We start from the raw sequence: 16,752 nt of genomic DNA, 5'->3' as shown, positions 1-16,752 counted from the left end.
CGCGGAAGAAGGGCGGCGAACCGCCCGGTCATGGATCAACCCTGACGTTTATCTTCCGTCTGGGTATCGAAGTCGCTTGCTGAATGACGCTCATGTAACTGCTCGTTCAGCTCGCCGTTGGTACGGTTAACAATGCGCCCGCGTTTAACGGCCGGACGATTCGCCACATCTTTTGCCCAGCGCTGCACGTTGGTGTACTTCCCGGCATCCAGGAACTCGGCGGCGTTATACACGCTGCCCAGCGCCACGCAGCCAAACCATGGCCAGACTGCCATATCCGCAATGGTATATTCCTCACCCGCTACGTAACGACCGCGCGCCAGCTGTTTGTCCAGCACGTCGAACAGGCGTTTAGCTTCCATGGTGAAGCGATCGATAGCGTACTCAATCTTCACCGGTGCGTAGTTATAGAAGTGGCCAAAACCGCCGCCGAGGAACGGGGCCGCGCCCTGTAACCAGAACAGCCAGTTCAGGGTTTCCGTTCGTCCTGCCGGATCTTTTGGCAGGAAGTGACCAAATTTCTCGGCCAGGTAGAGCAGGATATTGCCGGATTCAAAGACGCGCGTCGGCGGGGTGGTCGAGTGGTCACGCAGGGCCGGGATCTTCGAGTTCGGGTTCACGTCGACAAAACCGCTGGAGAACTGATCGCCCTCACCAATGCGGATTAACCATGCGTCGTATTCCGCGCCCGTCACGCCCAGCGCCAGCAGCTCTTCCAGCATGATGGTAACTTTCTGTCCATTCGGCGTACCGAGAGAGTACAGCTGGAGCGGGTGCGCGCCCACAGGTAGCTCTTTCTCGTGCGTCGCGCCCGAGACGGGACGGTTGATATTGGCGAACGCGCCGCCGTTATTCTGTTTCCATTCCCACACTTTCGGTGGCTGATAGGTGTTATCTGACATGTTGGCCTGCCTTTTTGGTGTTGTGTTGAGGCAGTGTAGCAGGAGATGCAGGAACCGTTTAACGATGCGAGCGTAATGGGCAGGGCGGGTGTATGATAACGCCACCTCTGTCAGTTAATTACAACGTGCAGACGACGACAACCCAACAAAAAAATTGCCGCCTGCCTGTTTTAGGTTGGACACATGCGTAAAGGAACGTTAAGCAGTGACGCACCCTTCGGGACGTTATTAGGTTATGCGCCGGGTGGCGTGGCGATTTACTCTTCAAATTACGGCAGTCTCGATCCGCGTCACTACCCGGAAGACGCGGAATTCCGCAGCTATATCGGCAACGAATACATGGGCCATAAATGGCAGTGCGTTGAGTTTGCGCGCCGTTTCCTGTTTCTCAATCACGGGTTTGTTTTTACCGACGTCGGGATGGCGTGGGAGATCTTCTCCCTGCGTTTTTTGCGCCAGGTGGTAAACGACAATATTTTGCCGCTACAGGCCTTTGCTAATGGCTCAAAACGCGCGCCGCAGGCCGGTGCGCTGCTCATCTGGCAAAAGGGCGGTGAGTTTCATGAAACCGGCCACGTCGCCGTCATTACCCAGCTGCTGGATGACAGAGTGCGCATTGCCGAGCAGAACGTTATTCACTCCCCGCTGCCGATGGGGCAGCAGTGGACGCGCGAGCTGCGTCTGAGCGTGGAGGACGGTTGCTATACGCTTCATGACACGTTCAACGATACCGAGATCCTCGGCTGGATGATCCAGACGGAGGAGACGGAACACAGTATTCCTCAGCCGGAGATCAACGGTGAACTGCTGAAAATCAGCGGCGCGCGATTGAAGAACAACCGTCAGTTCGACGGAAAATGGCTCAATGAAAACGACGCCCTGCAACAGGCGTACGTTCGCGCCAATGGCCACGTTATCAACAACGATCCCTGCCAGTACTTCACCATTACCGAAAGCGCCGAGCAGGAGCTGATCAAAGCCACCAACGAACTGCACCTGATGTACCTTCATGCCACCGACAAGGTGCTGAAAGACGACAGCTTACTCGCGCTTTTCGACATCCCGAAAATTCTCTGGCCGCGTCTGCGTCTTTCATGGCAGTGGCGTCGTCATCATATGATCACCGGTCGTATGGATTTCTGCATGGATGAGCGCGGCATCAAGGTTTACGAGTACAACGCGGATTCCGCCTCCTGCCATACCGAGGGCGGGCTCATTCTTGAAGAGTGGGTGAAAAACGGCTATCGCGGCACCGGCCACAATCCGGCGGAAGGCTTGCTGGAGGAGCTGACCGGCGCATGGAAGCACAGCCACGCGCGGCCGTTCGTCCATATCATGCAGGACAACGATATCGAAGAGGATTACCACGCGCTCTTTATTCAGCGCTCGCTGATCCAGGCCGGGTTTGAAACCAAAATCCTGCATGGACTGGGGGCGCTGAGCTGGGATACCGCCGGGCAACTGATTGATGATGAAGGCCGTCACGTCAACTGCGTATGGAAAACCTGGGCGTGGGAAACGGCGATTGAGCAGATCCGCGAGGTGAGCGAAACCGAGTACGCCGCCGTGCCTATCCGCACCGGTCACCCGCAAGGTGAAGTGCGCCTGATTGACGTCCTGCTGCGCCCGGAAGTGCTGGTCTTTGAACCGCTGTGGACGGTGATCCCTGGTAACAAGGCGATCCTGCCGGTGCTGTGGCAACTGTTCCCGAACCACCGTTACCTGCTGGATACCGATTTTGAGGTCAACGATCTGCTCAAACGGACCGGTTATGCCGTTAAACCGATCGCCGGACGCTGCGGGAGCAATATCGATCTGATCGGCGCCCAGGACGAACTGCTGGACCAGTCCAGCGGCAAGTTTGTCGACCGTAAAAACATCTACCAGCAGCTATGGTGCCTGCCGAAAGTTGACGGCAGATACATTCAGGTCTGCACCTTTACCGTGGGCGGGAACTATGGCGGAACCTGTCTGCGCGGGGATGACTCGCTGGTGGTGAAGAAAGAGAGCGATATTGAACCGCTGATTGTGGTGAAAGATAAATAACGTCTCCCTGTTATAAAAACGCCCCCGCAGGGCATGTTGCGGGGGCGTTTCATTACTGCTCTTCCTCTTCCTGCTGCTCGCTGATCTTCAAATCAATGATCCGGCCAATCTGGTCATGGTAAACCGTCAGCAGGTTGTACTGGCTCATCTCGGACATAATTTGCGGCGTGACGTTAAAACTTTGGGCAAGCTCGTCATGGCGCAACATTTCCGGATGACGCCGCCTCACATGCGCGCGGCGGCGATTGTACTGATACCACAGGATCAGCAGCCAGCCGTTGAACGCCGCAATCAGCAGATAGACCAGCACCGTATTAAAAGAGGCGATAATCACGCTCCAGCGGTGATCGCCCTCCTCGGTTAACTGCATCCACAGCCTGGCGTACAGGAAAAACAGGAATCCTCCCCAGGCTATCAGCGTTAATGCGGCATCGAAAAGACGCGGTGCCAGCCGATGTTCAGTCAAAATTAACGTATTCTCGTTCATTGAATGCTCCCTTTACCCCGGTCCGGACTGATCCAGCGCGCGCGGGCGCGTTTACGTTTAAGCATGACTTTCGGAAATGCCACAAGGGTGGTAAACAGGCCAATCATCCAGTACACCATCGGGAACCAGATTACCCAGAACAGCGAGCCTGCCACTTTCCGCTCGTAGCGCCGCTCGATATACAAACTGACGAGGAATTGCAGCAGGCACATCACACCCAGCAGCAGCCCGGTAAACGCCGGGGGAAACAGGCTCGCAACGGCCAGGTTCGCGGGAAGAGGGATAATATGGCTGAGAATGAACAACACCACGGTTGCCCCATAGGCAAACGCCCACAGCGTTGATAGCGCGTACTCAAGAAACAGGGGCCACATGCGATGATGCTCCCAGCGGGCCATCTTGCGCAGGTTAACCAGAAACACCTCTGCCCCCCCCTGCGCCCAGCGCAGACGCTGTTTCCACAGCCCCTTTAGCGTCTCCGGCATCAGGATCCAGCACAGTGCCCGCGGCTCGAAAAAGATATCCCAGTGGCGAAGCTGAAGCTTCCAGCTTATGTCGATATCCTCTGTGATCATGTCCGGGCTCCAGTACCCGACATCCGCCAGCGCCTGTCGGCGAAAGGCGGCGATGACGCCGGAGACGGTAAAGACCCGGCCATAGATCCGCTGCGTTCGCTTGATAAGGCCAATAATGGAAGAAAACTCGCCCACCTGAATGCGGCCAATCAGCGTTGAGCGCGTGCGAATACGCGGATTCCCGGTGACGGCCCCAACGTGGGGATACTGAATCAGCGGTGCCACCAGATACGCCGCGGTGTCGCGGTCGAGCAGGGCGTCGCCGTCAATGCAGACCAGCAAATCGCCCCGGGCCGCCGCAGCGCCAGCCTTGAGCGCCACGGCTTTCCCCTGGTTCTCCGCGAGATTAATCACCCGCAGGCGCGGTTGCTCTCGCGCCAGCTGTTGCAGTACCTCCGCCGTGTTATCAGAAGAACCGTCATTGATGGCGATAACTTCCACATTCCAGTACCGCTGACCCAGCGCGGCGCTAATGGTCTCCCGTGCGTTGCGTTCCTCATTGAAGCAGGGAATAAGAATCGAGATTAACGGCTCACCGGCTAAGGCGGGGGCGGGTGTTGCGTTATCCCACGACCAGTGCCGTTCAAGCTGAAACCAGAAATAGAGGCCGCCGGTTACCCAGAGCACGGACATAAAAAGCGGCCAGAAAAAGACAAAGTCCAGAATCAGTTCGCCGGTAAACAGCGCGGCTACGCCTAACGGCAACCCGAATACCAGACACAAAATAGAGAAGGCGATAATGCGATCAGTCATTGTCAGGATACCAGTACGAAGAAAATTCAGGTCTGATACGTGAAATATCAGGTTGGTTGTTGAGGAAGTCGTCGGGGTAATAACCGTAATTTTTGATGCCGTTCAGCTGGAGCACCCGCATCCACTCCATCAGACGTTCATCGGCTACGGCACGCTGCGGTTTCTGTGCCCAGTCCCTGGCCTGTAGCTCAAAAATCGTTTTATTCAGCGCGCCGGGGCGTGCGGCGACGGCTTTGACTAAACGCGTCAGCCAGGCATTGCTCTCTTCTGCCGGGACGGACTCCATCAGCGGCATTGCCATCGGCACCGTCCAGTCGTAGGCCGCCAGAAAATCATCGAGATTTTGCGCAAACCATGCCTCGCTTTCCGGCTCGAGAATGGGCAACGCGAACATGTTCCGCGCGGTTTTGATCTGCGGGCCACGGATGTTTTTCACCGCCTGGCTCAGGGTGCGGGTAAAGCCGATAAGTCGCTGACTCTTCTGTCGGGTCGTGTCCTGTCCGGCATCGTCAACGTCCGTCAGCACCGCGTCGTCATGAAATAAGATGCCATTGAAGCTGGCATAGCGGGCCAGATCTTCATAGATCTCCGTCACCTGCTGGCGAACCTGCGGACTCCAGGGGGAGAGCCTGATATAGGGCTCGGCGGCCACGGTCAACTCTCCCGTTTGACGATCCCGGCGCTGCACGCGCGGCAAGGCTGGACTGAGATCGAAAGAGAGAACCGGCATCCACGCGAAGACTTTCACTCCCGCGCGGGTTTGTAGCTGCCAGGCGACAAAATTAAAGAGATCGGCCCGGACCGGGAGCCGACGGTTGGGGAAATAGAGCGCATCGATCCTGCCGTCGCCCCGCGGATCCGAAAACGCCTGGAGAAACACATGGCTGATTTTCATGTCGTAGACCCGCTGGACGAGTTTGTTGATGTTTTTCGTCTGCTGGGCCGGATCGGGATCGTAGACGTAATCGAGATCGACATGCATGACGCGCACCGGGTCAAACTCCTGAACGCGGCTAATTGTGTTGGCAAAGGTTTTTATCGACGGATTTCCGGCGATCAGCAGGCGCGGGATATTGCCGAGGTCGCGCACGTTTCCCAGCCCGTCCTCCAGGGTAAAGGCCAACTGATAGCCCTGTTTCTGGGCGATAGCGAGCGACGTACCGTTGGCAGCCCCATAGGGCCACACCCAGGCACGCGGCGCTTTTCCCGTCACCTGGGTGATTTTATCGGTGACTTTGCGTACGTCTGCGGCGATCCGCTGGTTGAAGTGTTCATCGGTTTCGTAATGCCCCGTCGCGTTATCATAAAAACGGCTGGCGATGGCGGGTTCACGGCTTCCCTGCGGGTTGGCCGGAATACCGTAATGCGAGGCCCAGGTATGCGAGCCAATCTCAACCAGCGGGGACTGGCTGAGCTCGCGAACCATATCCCAGGTGGCAAAGCGATCGCGAGGCGTCATCAGGCCGCCGAAGTTAACTTTTTGATTTTCCGGCGTATCCACCCAGCTGCCCACCGGCGCCCACAGCGCAGGAACGTTCCAGGCCTGAAGCAGGGGCCAGACCCGGGTGTAAAAGCTGCTGTAGCCGTCATCAAAGCTGAGCAAAAAGGCTTTCGGCGGCAGCGCTTTTTTCCCTTCATGCGCATCCAGAATGTCCTGCACGCTGATGGCGTGATAGCCGTTGTGCAAAAGCCAGCTTATCTGCTCGTTTAACGCGCTGGTGCGAACGGAGAGGTAGCGCTGATCGGCGGCATCATCTTCGACGTCGTGGTAGGCCAGGACCAGAAACTGATTCTCCGGCCAGGGTTTGCTGGCCTCCAGCTGCGGCCTCTCTTCAGGGGCCATAAAGGAGAGCGGCTGTGCGCAGAGGCTCGCACTGAGGCAGAGCCAGCCGATGACGATCAGGCTTACAGAAAAACGTGTGTTCAGCATATTCATCCTTAAAAGCGTAAAGTCGCATCTAACGTGACGGAGAGATTGCTCTCGCGTTTGCCGTCGTAAGGGCGCTTATCCCAGTTCAGCATCACGCCAGTATCGACAACGTTGTTCCACTGGATGCGTTGCCCGTAACCCATCAGGGTAATGGCGCCAGGTGACTGATTTTTCTGCCAGTAGCTGCCGCCGCCTGCCACGAACTGCTGGCTCCAGAGGGTGTCGTAGTGGCGGTACATCTCATGGTCAACGGACAGGGCAGCCGTCACGGACAGATCCCGTGCCGGGTTGTAATAGAGCGTATTCCGCAGGCTGTTTTTACTGGCGGCGATCCCCGGTTCGAGATCCAGCGTCAGGGTCGGGGTCTGCCAGAGACGCTCTTTCCCAGAGAGGGTGTATTCCTGACGGCGGTTGTGGTCTGAGAAGCGGCTGACGGCGGCGTTGAACTGGTATTCACGTCGCTCGTTTTGATACCAGCGCCCCCCCCCTTCACCCCGGTTGGCGCTGATCCCATTGCGTAATGCCCGTAAGGGTGTGGCGCGTGACAAGCGTTCGAGGTTACCGCTGACCTGCCAGTGATCACTCAGGCTGTAGGTTGTTGAGAGCCGTGCGCCCGGCCTGTTTGTACCGTGATAGCGGTTGCTGGAGAGCTCGGCTTCGAGCGTGAGGTCACGGGGGCGCCACTCAACGCCGCCCAGCAGGTGGCGGCTGATGCCTTTACCTTCGTCGAAATTCCCCTGAGCATAGCGGGCGCCGGCAAACAGCCGCCAGTTATCCGCCACGGGCGGGCCATAGAGCGTGGCGTCCCAGTTCATGTCGTGGCTACCGCTGACGGGGTTATCTGAGTGCAATCCTTTACCCGCGTTCAGACGCAGCTCAGACATATGGTGGACCGCTCTGAGTCTGTCCAGGCGACGGGCGCTGCGATCGGCGGGGGCGCGAGCAATTACGTCAGCAGCCAGTAAATCCATCTGGCGCCACTCCTGAAGGTCCATTGCGACGTAAGCCTGCTGTTTTTCAAGCTCCAGATTCGCGGGTTCAAGCGCCTCTGCTCGTTTAAGCTTTTGCTCGGCCGCGCGCGGCAGGCCTCTGGCCTGAAGCAGGGCGGCATAATCAATCTGTAACCCCTGATTTCCCGGCGCCGTTGATGCCAGACGATACGACAGCTTTTCGGCCTCCGGCAGGGCGTTGGTCGCCAGCAAATAGTTAAGTTTGAGAGACTGTCCGGTGAGCCACCGATCGTTCGGCTGAGCGGTCGGGGATCCGAAATCGTAGCGGGTCCAGGGAACGCTGCGGGTCTCGCGCTCAACGTAGTGGCGGGCGGTCTGATACTGCCCCGTATCCAGCCAGGCGTAGAAAAGCGCATGCTCCTCATCCTGCGGATCGGAGGCGTAGTGTGGATAGCGTTGCACAAGCGAGAAGGCGGCGACGGTGTTTTTCTCCTGCAAATATGCCGAGATCACCCAGCCGATGGCCCAGTCCGGTACCGGATGCTGTGCGGCCGTCAGCGCCTCATATTCGCTAATGACCTGCCGGTAATTACCCTGCGCATACAGGGCGCCAAGCCGATCGATACGTGCAAGGACGACGTCTTCAGCCGCCTGCGGTTCGTTTTGCCAGCGGGAAAGCAGGGCGTGATAGCGATCTAACGCGTTTTGTGCCAGCCGCAGGCGCTCTTTCTCCGTTCTGCCAGGCACATCCGCCAGGCGTACCCTTTCAGCCGCGGCGTTACGCTCAAGGCGGCGGCGCTCCGCGGGAGACATCGCCGCGCTTTGCGACAGCCAGAGTGCAGGCGTGCTTACCCGGTTTTCCGTTAACGCATCGATCGTCTCGCGAAGAAGGGCATTATTCCCGGGAGCGGCGTTCAGTGCGCGCATGTCCGCCAGCAGCCGGTCCCCGTTTTTTCCCTGGCGCATCCAGACATAGGAGAGCGTCTCAAGGTGCGCGGGAGAAGGATCGTCCTTAACCAGCTGCCGGGCTTCCGAAAGCGCGAGGCGATCTCTGCGGGCATCGGCCAGGGTCTTAACATAGCCGATGCGGTAATCGTCGTTATCCGGCGCAAGGCTGAGCGCCTCTTTCCACAGCGATAAGGCGGATGGCCAGGCTTTTTGGTTTCTTCTGGACCGGGCGACGGCAGCGATGGCGCGAGCGGGCAGCGGCATATAAATACCATAACGCTGCCAGACCCGGATAACCTCATCATCGCGTCCTGCCCAGGAGGCTACCTGTAACCAGTCCGCAACCTGTCCGGGTGTTAAAGCATGCTGTTGCTCATAGCGCTGTAGGTAATCAAGAAACAGAGCGTAATTACCGTTACGTGCCTGTTGTATCTGATGCTCATAAACGGATTCATCAGCCTGAACCAGAACAGGAAAGAGTAAAAGCAGGAGCAATAATATTGTGGTGCGATAAAAGAATAACGTAGTGAAGCTAAGCGATCTTTCCATATCTATTTGCCATTTGTTTATCGTGAATCCATTGCATAACACGGCCGCCTTTTAACTCTGTGTTAAAGGGCATAAAGGAGAACATTAAATCTGAATGATGCTACGTTATGGGGTACTTACTTAAAGGTAATTATGAGCCCTCATCTCAGTGGTCTGATTGGGCTTAATGTACACCCGATATGTTGGGGGATAAATAAGTTGAAAAGCGGCTGGGAGGTTTTGAGATAATTCTGGAAGAAGTAAGTTTTTTAGATAATTCAGTGCAGGATTGTTCTTTTTAACTGATTGATGTTAAATGTTTTTTCTTTTGCTGCTTCCTGTTTTTTTATATTAGAAATGAAGTTCTGCTGAGTTAATTAAAGTACTTTCTGGTGCATGTTTGGGAAGTTTCATGACAAAAATTCTTAATGTTCAGAGAAGTGACTTTTCTGAAATTCTTTTTTATTTATAATTAACGCCAGGCATTGAGTGATAGTCTACAAAAAGTCTAGCTCACCAATGTCATATTGAGGGATGATCAAAGCCAGAAAACATTTGCCGTTAATGTAAAACGCTATAAACGAAAGCGTTCTTGTTTCTTAAGAGGCGGGCTTGCTTTAATCTAAAAGGGATGGTTAGTGGCGACTACAATAGTGTTAGTGACTCAGGATTGTTTCCTTGTCAGGGGGATGCGGCTATTTTTCCCGGATATAATTTGCCTCAGTTCGATAGACAGAAACATATTTGATACCGACGCAAATGAATATACTGTACTGATTGATAGCCGTACGCCGCTCCGTTTATATGATTACCTGATACGCCATCCGGCCAGAACGAGAAAAACGATCTGCTGCGTTATGCTGGATATGCGTCCTCGAGAGGAGGATCTTCTCAGTATGAAGCTGTTTATGAACACGTCGCTTACGGCTCCGGATATGGCGTCGTTATTCAATCTGGTGCTTGATATGAAAGGCAGGCGTCTGACAACCAAATGGCTGCTTAACTTACGGCTGAGTCGACACGAAGCGATAATGATCAGGTTGCTGAAGGCAGGGAGGTCAATGGAAGAGATTGCAGATAAGCTGAATATGTCGGTTAAAAGCCTCTATCGCAAGCGAACGGTGCTGTCGGAGCGGTTAGGAGCAGGTAACTTCAACGAGGCGTGTTTGTTTATCTTTAAAAACAAACTGCTGGACGTGGTTGGGAACGATCCCTAGCTTCGTCAGAAGCCAAAAGCAGAAACCCGCCACGAGGGCGGGTTCTTTTAATGGAAATAATTCAGAACGACCAGCGCAGATTGGCGTTAACAGAGTTGACGCGGGTATCCGCACCATATTGTCCCTGGTAACCCACATCCAGCGTCGCAGCACGCGACAGCTGTACGCTCACGCCGATATCACCGACCATCACATCCTCATCCACGGCCTGTCCCTGAGTAATGAACGCGTCGCTGCCCGCAAACGCCATGCGCGAAGAGGTATTCTTATCGCCATAGGCGTGCTGCCAGCCCAACGAACCGTAGAGGTTAACGTGCTTCGGCAACTCGGTCACACCGCGCAACCCGAGTGTCGTATAGAAGGTGTTCATCGTTTCGTTACGGACGCTCAGCGCAGCGGCACCGCCGTCTTCCCTGAAGCTGTCGGTATGCAGCCGGATGTACGATAAATTGACGAACGGCTCAATATTCCTGTCTGGCTGGCCGAAACGGTAGCCCGCTTCGGTGAACGCCAGCAGGGAGTTCGCGTCGTAATCTGACTTCAGCCGATCCGAGAAGCCGCTGAAATCAACATTGCGCTCGCCTTCGATCTTGTGCCAGGTGTAACCCAGCGCGCCGCGAAGGGAGAACGCATCCTGTTGACCCGCCGCATACAGACCAAGGTGATAGTTGTCGGTATCCGTTGAGGAGCGACGGCTGTCGACGTCATAATCACCCCGGCTGTAGCCGAAGTAGCCGCCGACACGCACGTTATGGTCCGCCAGTTTGCGATCTGCCCCCAGCAGGAAGCCGGTGGTGTTGCCGTCCAGCTTGCCCACGTTACCGTCGCCGCTGTTTCGGCTCCAGGAGCTGAAGGTCTGGCCCCAGACGCCATTGTTTTGCGGCTCCGGCTGCTGCACCAGCGACATGGCTAACGGTGGTATCGGCAGGCTGTCGTTATCAAACGCGCGCTGCATCCGCTGGTTTAACACGTTAAACACCTGCGTGCTGCCAGCGATCAGGTTGGACTGCATTGACGGATAAACTTCACCAGAAAGCTGGTTGAACGCCTCGCGCGCTTCCGGTGCGCTTAGCAGAAGCAGCGAGTTATACAGCGCCAGCGACGGGCCGCTTTGCGTCAGCGTGGAGAGCGCGCCAGCGGTATTCCACTGGTTGCTGCTTTGGGCCACGGTCTGGAAAATGCCCGGCTTGCCGCTGCCCGGGTTTTCACCGCCAGGATTCTCACCGCCCGGGTTTTCACCACCAGGATTTTCGCCTCCGGGGTTTTCACCGCCAGGATTCTCACCGCCAGGGTTTTCGCCTCCGGGGTTTTCTCCTCCAGGATTCTCGCCACCGGTCTCTTTCTGCGCGATGGTCAGATCGACGGCATTGGTGCTTTGCTTAAGCGCCACGTCGAGGAATGCGGATTTGGAGATCGCTCCGGCGAACTCACCGTCGATTCCCCCGTCGGAGGTCAAAATGCGGTAGCTTTGGCCCGTTTTATAGCTGGTTTGCGGATCCAGCGCGGTGACCTGTACCTTAGCCTGATTGCTGATGGTGGTTTTGCCCGATACCAGTAGCTGGTCGCTGCGGCCATCTCCTGCGATATCGACGTCATAGAAGGATTCGCCGATAAAGTTCAGATAGCGTTTCAGCGTCAACGTACCGATATTGCCGTCGCCGGGCGAGATATGTCCGCCGGACAGGATCTCGGTCTGGCCCAGCGTCCCGTTGCCGCCCAGCGTTCCGCCGGACTTGATTGACGCGGCGCTGCTGTAACCCACCCCGTTGCTGACGTCTGAACCCGCCGTCGCATTGAGGATCAACGTGCCGCCGTTCTCCGCGCTAAGGGTCTGGACGTCAAAGATATCGTCTTCTGGCTGGGTATTAATATTGCTGGCAAGGATGACTTTACCGCCCCGCGCGGTTACGTTCGCCTTGAGTGCCGAAAGATCGCCGTTCAGCGTCGTCTGCCCGGAGGTGTTGATCACATCACCTTCACCGCTCATCGTGTTGCTGAAGAGGTAATTTCCGTCGGTATGGTTGAAGTAGACATAGCTGCCGAACAGTCCGCCACGAAGGCTGATTGCCGTCTTCGCATCGAGGGTACCTGCGCCGCCCGCCGTGCCAAGCGTTGGCTCAGTTAAACCCGTGCCGGTGTCCATATTGCCGCGGCTGCCGATGATGAGCGCACCCCGGTTCGAGCCGGAACCCGATGTCCCCACGATCAGCGCATTGCTGCCAGCGGAAAATGAACCGCCGTCAATCACAGACAGCACGCCATTGCCGTAATCGCCCACGCTCACGCTGCTGCCGCTGGTAAAGCGCGAGTCCTTGCCTGCAATAACCAGTTCGGCAGTTTTCCCTGCGCCGGAGACGCCCGCCACCTGCACGCCGCCAACGTTAACCGTTCCGCCGTTCAGCACATCCAGGTCGCCATATAGCGTCAACGTACGGCCAACGTTCCACTGTGACCCGCTCCCCGTGACGGTGGCTTTCGGGCTCAGCGTGTCGGTTTCACCCGGCCCGGTACCGTTGCCGATGCGCGCATCGTAAGCGGTGCTGAGCGACGCGCCGTCTTCAATCGCAAGCGTGGAGCGTGCGCCCAGATCGGTGCCTACACTGAGAAAATTACTGGTCACACGAGAGCCGGCACCCGTGGCGATTAGGTGGCTGTCGTAGCCGCGGGTGGTGCCGACAACGATCTCCTTTGCGCTCGCCAGCGCGCCCTCTTCGACTCGCAGGGTGCCGAGGCCAAGATTCAGGTCGCCGCGAAGGACGTACCGATCGTTCACCGCGTTAAGCTCAGCGTCTGGCCCACGGACCGTGACCACGCTTTCATAAATTTTGCCGTCGAACAGCCGACCGATATTGATGTTATAGGCGGTGATTTTGCCATTATCGATCAGCAGGTTTCCGCGTTGGTTACGTCCAACATAAACATCTCCGGTGTAACCCAGCGTTTCGGTAATACGCGACTCGCCATCAAAAAAGGCATCGGCTGCACGCGCGACATCGGCAGGTAAAAAAAGTAACAGCGGCGCGGAAAATAGAGCGAGGTAAAGTCTGGAAAGCGGTGTCTTAACCGCTAAAGAATGTGATGTAGAGTTATTCACGGGCTATCTCCGTACTCATTAGCATGATGTCAGGAACATCGTTTTTATATGAAAACTCAGATACGTCAGATAACGTAAAAGGCGTTATTTCAGTACGCCTTTTAATGCGGTGCTAATTATTTATGTGTGACAACTGGTGTACAGGTTGGCGCGCTCAGCGTCGGTGCAGATCCTAAAATTCCCGGCATCATCATCGATGAACAATCGAAAATACGCCCTTTTTCTGTCGTGGCGCGATAAGAGAGTTTTTGTCCTCCCAGTGCGTCCGGCTGGGCGCCATTAACGTTGGATACGGTTATTTCATCCGATGAGCCCAGTCCCAGCATTTTAGCGGTCTCCGCCTGTAGGAGTGGAATAGCCTGATCGGTTTTCAACGTGGAACAACCGGCTAGCATCAACGTAACGGTTAAAACGATGAGTGGTTTTTTCATAAATTATCCTTGATATCCAACCAGTTAATTTCACTGATTGTATTTATGTTTTCTTTTACCCAAATCAGCGAATAATATATTTCTCTTTCCTAATCGAAAAAACCCTCCTAAAGTAGGGTGGGTAGATAATAATTCATCTGTACTCTAAGATATGCGAAGGTAAAAGGAGGCTCCTTTGGGACAGAATTATGCGTTAGTCGTTGATGACCATCCATTGGTAGCAAGCGGCATCGCCAATTTTCTGATTACACATTGCCATTTTAAGCAGGCGTGTGTGGTGACGAATGAGGATGATTGCTACCGCCAAATTAGGGATCATGGCCCGCCACGTTTGCTGGTAATCGATTTTTGGCTCTCTTCCGGAACGGCCCTGAAATTACTCAAAGAAGTAAAGCAACTTTACCCACAGGTACGACTCCTGGTGGTCAGCGGGGATGACAATAATGATATCTGGCGCAAAGTTAATGCCGCCGGGGGACACGGTTTTGTATTGAAAAGCGAGCCACCTGAGATGTTCTCGCGGGCCGTTTTCGCACTCACTGATAATCAGACATGGTTTCCTGAGGGAAACGAAATTTCCGTTAAGACGAATAATGAGAAGTTAAGTAAATTTAACTTAACGCCGCGACAAATAGACGTATTAAATATGATTATGCGCGGCCTGCCAAATAAACGCATCGCCGCCCAGCTTTCAATTTCTGAGCCCACGGTCAAAGAACACATCAGCAATATATTGAAAAAGATAGGCGTTAACAGCCGGGTCGAAGCCATCACGCTTCTGCATGGCAAGCAGGAACCGTCGGAATGAGGTTTTTTCAGAGCTTACAAAATGATGGTATCTCTCCTCCGGCGCAGATCCGTTTGCTAAACAACACCTTTCTGCGGCTGGTATTTAGCTTTAGTGCAGTGCCCTTTGTTGGTATTCCTTTCGCCATCTGGATTTATATGCTTGGGGACGACCTCGGCCCAACGATTATCTGGATAATTATTTATCTGCTATGTGCCGTGGCGATACGAATATTGCACCGACGCTATCAGCGTGAAGCGAAAGAAAACGGTGAAAGGGACGTTCTGCGACGCTGGCTTCCGCGTATTAATAATATTGCCTTTATTCACGGGCTGGGAATTTCATCACTCTATTTAATTACGCCACAGACGCAGAATTTTGACTTTTTCCTGTTACTTAATATCAGCATTGCCGCCATCGTCGCCGCCAATGCGACGCATCTGACGCCTGTCATCAGTACCTTTACGCGTTTTTTCTTCGCCTCCTGGGGGGTGCTGAACCTCGGTATTATCTGGCGGCTGGATGAGTTGATGTTCATCGTGCTCATGCTGAATCTGCTTTACGGCTTCGCGATTTACCGCCATGCGTTAACTTCCCATGCGTTCTTTATTCAGCAAGCGCTGCTTGAGGAAAAAAGCTCACGCCTTGCGGAACAGTTTCGTCAGGCCAAAGAGGACGCGGAGCAGGCACTGCTGGATAAAAATCAGTTTCTGACCACCGCCAGTCACGATCTGCGCCAGCCCGTACACGCAATGGGCTTTCTGATCGAAGCCATCCTCCACCGAAACCGGGACGACAGCCTGACGCCGCAACTCCTTGACCTTCAGCAGAGCGTTCGCTCGGTGCATTTAATGCTCAATTCTCTGCTCGATCTGAGCAAAATAGAATCCGGGAATGTCCTCTCTGCCCCGACCAAAGTGGATATCGGTGCTCTGCTCGACTCGGTCATCACGCTGTTTCGTGAAGAGGCCAACAGCCGCGCGCTTAGGCTGTGTATCCGGCGGCCTAAACGCCGTATCGACGTGATGGGCGATCCGCTGCTGGTGCGACAGTCCCTGATTAACCTGATTCAAAACGCCCTTCGCTACACGCTCCAGGGCGGGGTGCTGGTCGCCATCCGACCGCGCGGTGACGAGTGTATGGTGGAGGTGTGGGACACGGGAGTCGGTATCGCCGATGAAGAGAAGGGCAAAATCTTCTCACCTTACTACCGCCCCGAGCTGGCATGGAAGATCGACAGCGCCGGACACGGGCTGGGACTGGCCGTCGTTGCCCGTTGTGCCAAGCTGATGAAGGTGAAATACGGGATGCAATCCATTGAAGGGAAAGGCTCACGCTTCTGGATGCGCTTTACCCAATATGCTGGCGAAGACATCGCGCTGGATGCCCCGCCAGCCGCTGATAACACCGCCACGCCGGTACGCTATGCGCCGCTGCACGGTTCCTGCCTGGTCGTTGATGACGACCCGCTGGTGACGTCTGCCTGGGAGAGCCTGATGAGCGTCTGGGGAATCGACGTACGCTGTGCGGCCTCGGCTGAAGAAGCGTTTGCCATAATCGACGACGGCTTTACGCCGTTCGCCGTGCTGTGCGACCAGCGCCTGCGATCGGGCGAAAGCGGCTTCGACATACTGAAAGCGCTTTTTGACCGTCTGCCGGATATGAGCGGCGCGATAGTCAGCGGCGAATTTAATTCACCGGTTCTGCTGGAGGCGGAGCAGGAGGGATACCTGGTGCTCCGCAAGCCTCTGGAGCCGGCTAAACTGCATGCGCTGCTGACGCAGTGGTCGGGATGTCATTAAGGGAATGCAGAAGTGTCGATTCTGGCGGGTTCAGAATGCAAAAACGGACCTCCGTGGAGGTCCGTTAATATAAATTTGGTGCCCGGACTCGGGAACATATCCACGATTAACATGCTGTTTATTATTGGTTTTGTTGATATTTCTCGCAAACAGCGCCCCCACGAAGGCCCCATAAAAAATCACTTTGGTTTTGTGAGGGTTATCACGAAAAATCATTATTTAGCGAATTAGGCTTCGTTATGTGTGGAGTTAGGTCCACACATAACGGTCTGAGGTCCACATATAGTGGATGGAACTCCACA

11 protein-coding genes are annotated in these 16,752 nt (G+C 55.2%); 4 read left to right on the top strand and 7 right to left on the bottom strand.

The window, feature by feature from the left end; genetic code table 11:
- Nucleotides 1-35: 35 nt before the first annotated feature.
- A complete protein-coding gene (gene yghU, locus INF61_RS14485; RefSeq protein WP_003862465.1) occupies nt 36-902 on the bottom strand; it encodes a glutathione-dependent disulfide-bond oxidoreductase in 867 nt (288 codons plus the stop codon).
- A gap of 183 nt (nt 903-1,085) precedes the next feature.
- On the opposite strand from yghU, the gene gss reads away from it, so the two are divergent.
- The gene (gene gss / locus INF61_RS14480; protein ID WP_193547871.1) at nt 1,086-2,948 is read left to right on the top strand and encodes a bifunctional glutathionylspermidine amidase/synthase; all 1,863 of its coding nucleotides are present in this window, start codon (nt 1,086-1,088) and stop codon (nt 2,946-2,948) included.
- A 52-nt stretch (nt 2,949-3,000) separates the two neighbouring features.
- On the opposite strand, the gene pgaD is transcribed toward gss, so the two are convergent.
- The 4 genes from pgaD to pgaA are packed head-to-tail and all read right to left on the bottom strand — an operon-like array spanning nt 3,001 to nt 9,140.
- The gene (pgaD, locus tag INF61_RS14475; RefSeq protein WP_015571861.1) at nt 3,001-3,435 is read right to left on the bottom strand and encodes a poly-beta-1,6-N-acetyl-D-glucosamine biosynthesis protein PgaD; all 435 of its coding nucleotides are present in this window, start codon (nt 3,433-3,435) and stop codon (nt 3,001-3,003) included.
- Nucleotides 3,432-4,763: a poly-beta-1,6-N-acetyl-D-glucosamine synthase gene (gene pgaC / locus INF61_RS14470; RefSeq protein WP_015571860.1), complete on the bottom strand. Its 1,332-nt coding sequence runs from the start codon at nt 4,761-4,763 to the stop codon at nt 3,432-3,434. The genes pgaD and pgaC overlap by 4 nt, the downstream gene beginning before the upstream one ends.
- Complete coding sequence (gene pgaB, locus INF61_RS14465) at nt 4,756-6,693, bottom strand: poly-beta-1,6-N-acetyl-D-glucosamine N-deacetylase PgaB (RefSeq protein WP_058700566.1); 1,938 nt, start codon at nt 6,691-6,693, stop codon at nt 4,756-4,758. Before pgaB ends, pgaC begins: the two co-directional genes overlap by 8 nt.
- A gap of 8 nt (nt 6,694-6,701) precedes the next feature.
- The gene (pgaA, locus tag INF61_RS14460) at nt 6,702-9,140 is read right to left on the bottom strand and encodes a poly-beta-1,6 N-acetyl-D-glucosamine export porin PgaA (protein WP_193547870.1); all 2,439 of its coding nucleotides are present in this window, start codon (nt 9,138-9,140) and stop codon (nt 6,702-6,704) included.
- Between the two features lie 668 nt (nt 9,141-9,808).
- Between pgaA and INF61_RS23130 the strand changes: the two genes are divergently transcribed.
- On the top strand, nt 9,809-10,336 hold the full coding sequence (locus INF61_RS23130; RefSeq protein WP_045324834.1) for a LuxR C-terminal-related transcriptional regulator: 528 nt from the start codon (nt 9,809-9,811) through the stop codon (nt 10,334-10,336).
- A 61-nt stretch (nt 10,337-10,397) separates the two neighbouring features.
- Here INF61_RS23130 and INF61_RS14450 read toward each other — a convergent pair whose 3' ends face one another.
- On the bottom strand, nt 10,398-13,430 hold the full coding sequence (locus INF61_RS14450) for an autotransporter domain-containing protein (RefSeq protein WP_045343986.1): 3,033 nt from the start codon (nt 13,428-13,430) through the stop codon (nt 10,398-10,400).
- A 116-nt stretch (nt 13,431-13,546) separates the two neighbouring features.
- Nucleotides 13,547-13,861 (bottom strand): lipoprotein, encoded by a 315-nt coding sequence (locus INF61_RS14445; RefSeq protein ID WP_017382737.1) that lies wholly within the window; start codon nt 13,859-13,861, stop codon nt 13,547-13,549.
- Nucleotides 13,862-14,036: 175 nt separating this feature from the next.
- Between INF61_RS14445 and INF61_RS14440 the strand changes: the two genes are divergently transcribed.
- Both INF61_RS14440 and INF61_RS14435 read left to right on the top strand, forming a co-directional pair.
- A complete protein-coding gene (locus INF61_RS14440; RefSeq protein ID WP_017382736.1) occupies nt 14,037-14,669 on the top strand; it encodes a response regulator transcription factor in 633 nt (210 codons plus the stop codon).
- Complete coding sequence (locus INF61_RS14435) at nt 14,666-16,450, top strand: hybrid sensor histidine kinase/response regulator (protein ID WP_047741523.1); 1,785 nt, start codon at nt 14,666-14,668, stop codon at nt 16,448-16,450. The genes INF61_RS14440 and INF61_RS14435 overlap by 4 nt, the downstream gene beginning before the upstream one ends.
- Nucleotides 16,451-16,752 lie beyond the last annotated feature (302 nt).

Origin of the sequence: Enterobacter cloacae complex sp. P18RS, from assembly GCF_014982105.1 — a bacterium.
Taxonomy (GTDB): Bacteria; Pseudomonadota; Gammaproteobacteria; order Enterobacterales; family Enterobacteriaceae; genus Enterobacter; species Enterobacter hormaechei_C.
This window is presented reverse-complemented; position numbering and strand designations above follow the sequence as displayed.

What these genes read in the sequence shown, in the direction of transcription:
- INF61_RS14435 (WP_047741523.1), top strand. Translation starts at nt 14,666, where the DNA reads ATGAGGTTTTTTCAGAGCTTACAAAATGATGGTATCTCTCCTCCGGCG.
- pgaC (WP_015571860.1), bottom strand. Translation starts at nt 4,763, where the DNA reads ATGACTGATCGCATTATCGCCTTCTCTATTTTGTGTCTGGTATTCGGG.
- gss (WP_193547871.1), top strand. Translation starts at nt 1,086, where the DNA reads ATGCGTAAAGGAACGTTAAGCAGTGACGCACCCTTCGGGACGTTATTA.
- INF61_RS14445 (WP_017382737.1), bottom strand. Translation starts at nt 13,861, where the DNA reads ATGAAAAAACCACTCATCGTTTTAACCGTTACGTTGATGCTAGCCGGT.
- yghU (WP_003862465.1), bottom strand. Translation starts at nt 902, where the DNA reads ATGTCAGATAACACCTATCAGCCACCGAAAGTGTGGGAATGGAAACAG.
- pgaB (WP_058700566.1), bottom strand. Translation starts at nt 6,693, where the DNA reads ATGCTGAACACACGTTTTTCTGTAAGCCTGATCGTCATCGGCTGGCTC.
- pgaA (WP_193547870.1), bottom strand. Translation starts at nt 9,140, where the DNA reads ATGGAAAGATCGCTTAGCTTCACTACGTTATTCTTTTATCGCACCACA.
- INF61_RS23130 (WP_045324834.1), top strand. Translation starts at nt 9,809, where the DNA reads ATGCGGCTATTTTTCCCGGATATAATTTGCCTCAGTTCGATAGACAGA.
- pgaD (WP_015571861.1), bottom strand. Translation starts at nt 3,435, where the DNA reads ATGAACGAGAATACGTTAATTTTGACTGAACATCGGCTGGCACCGCGT.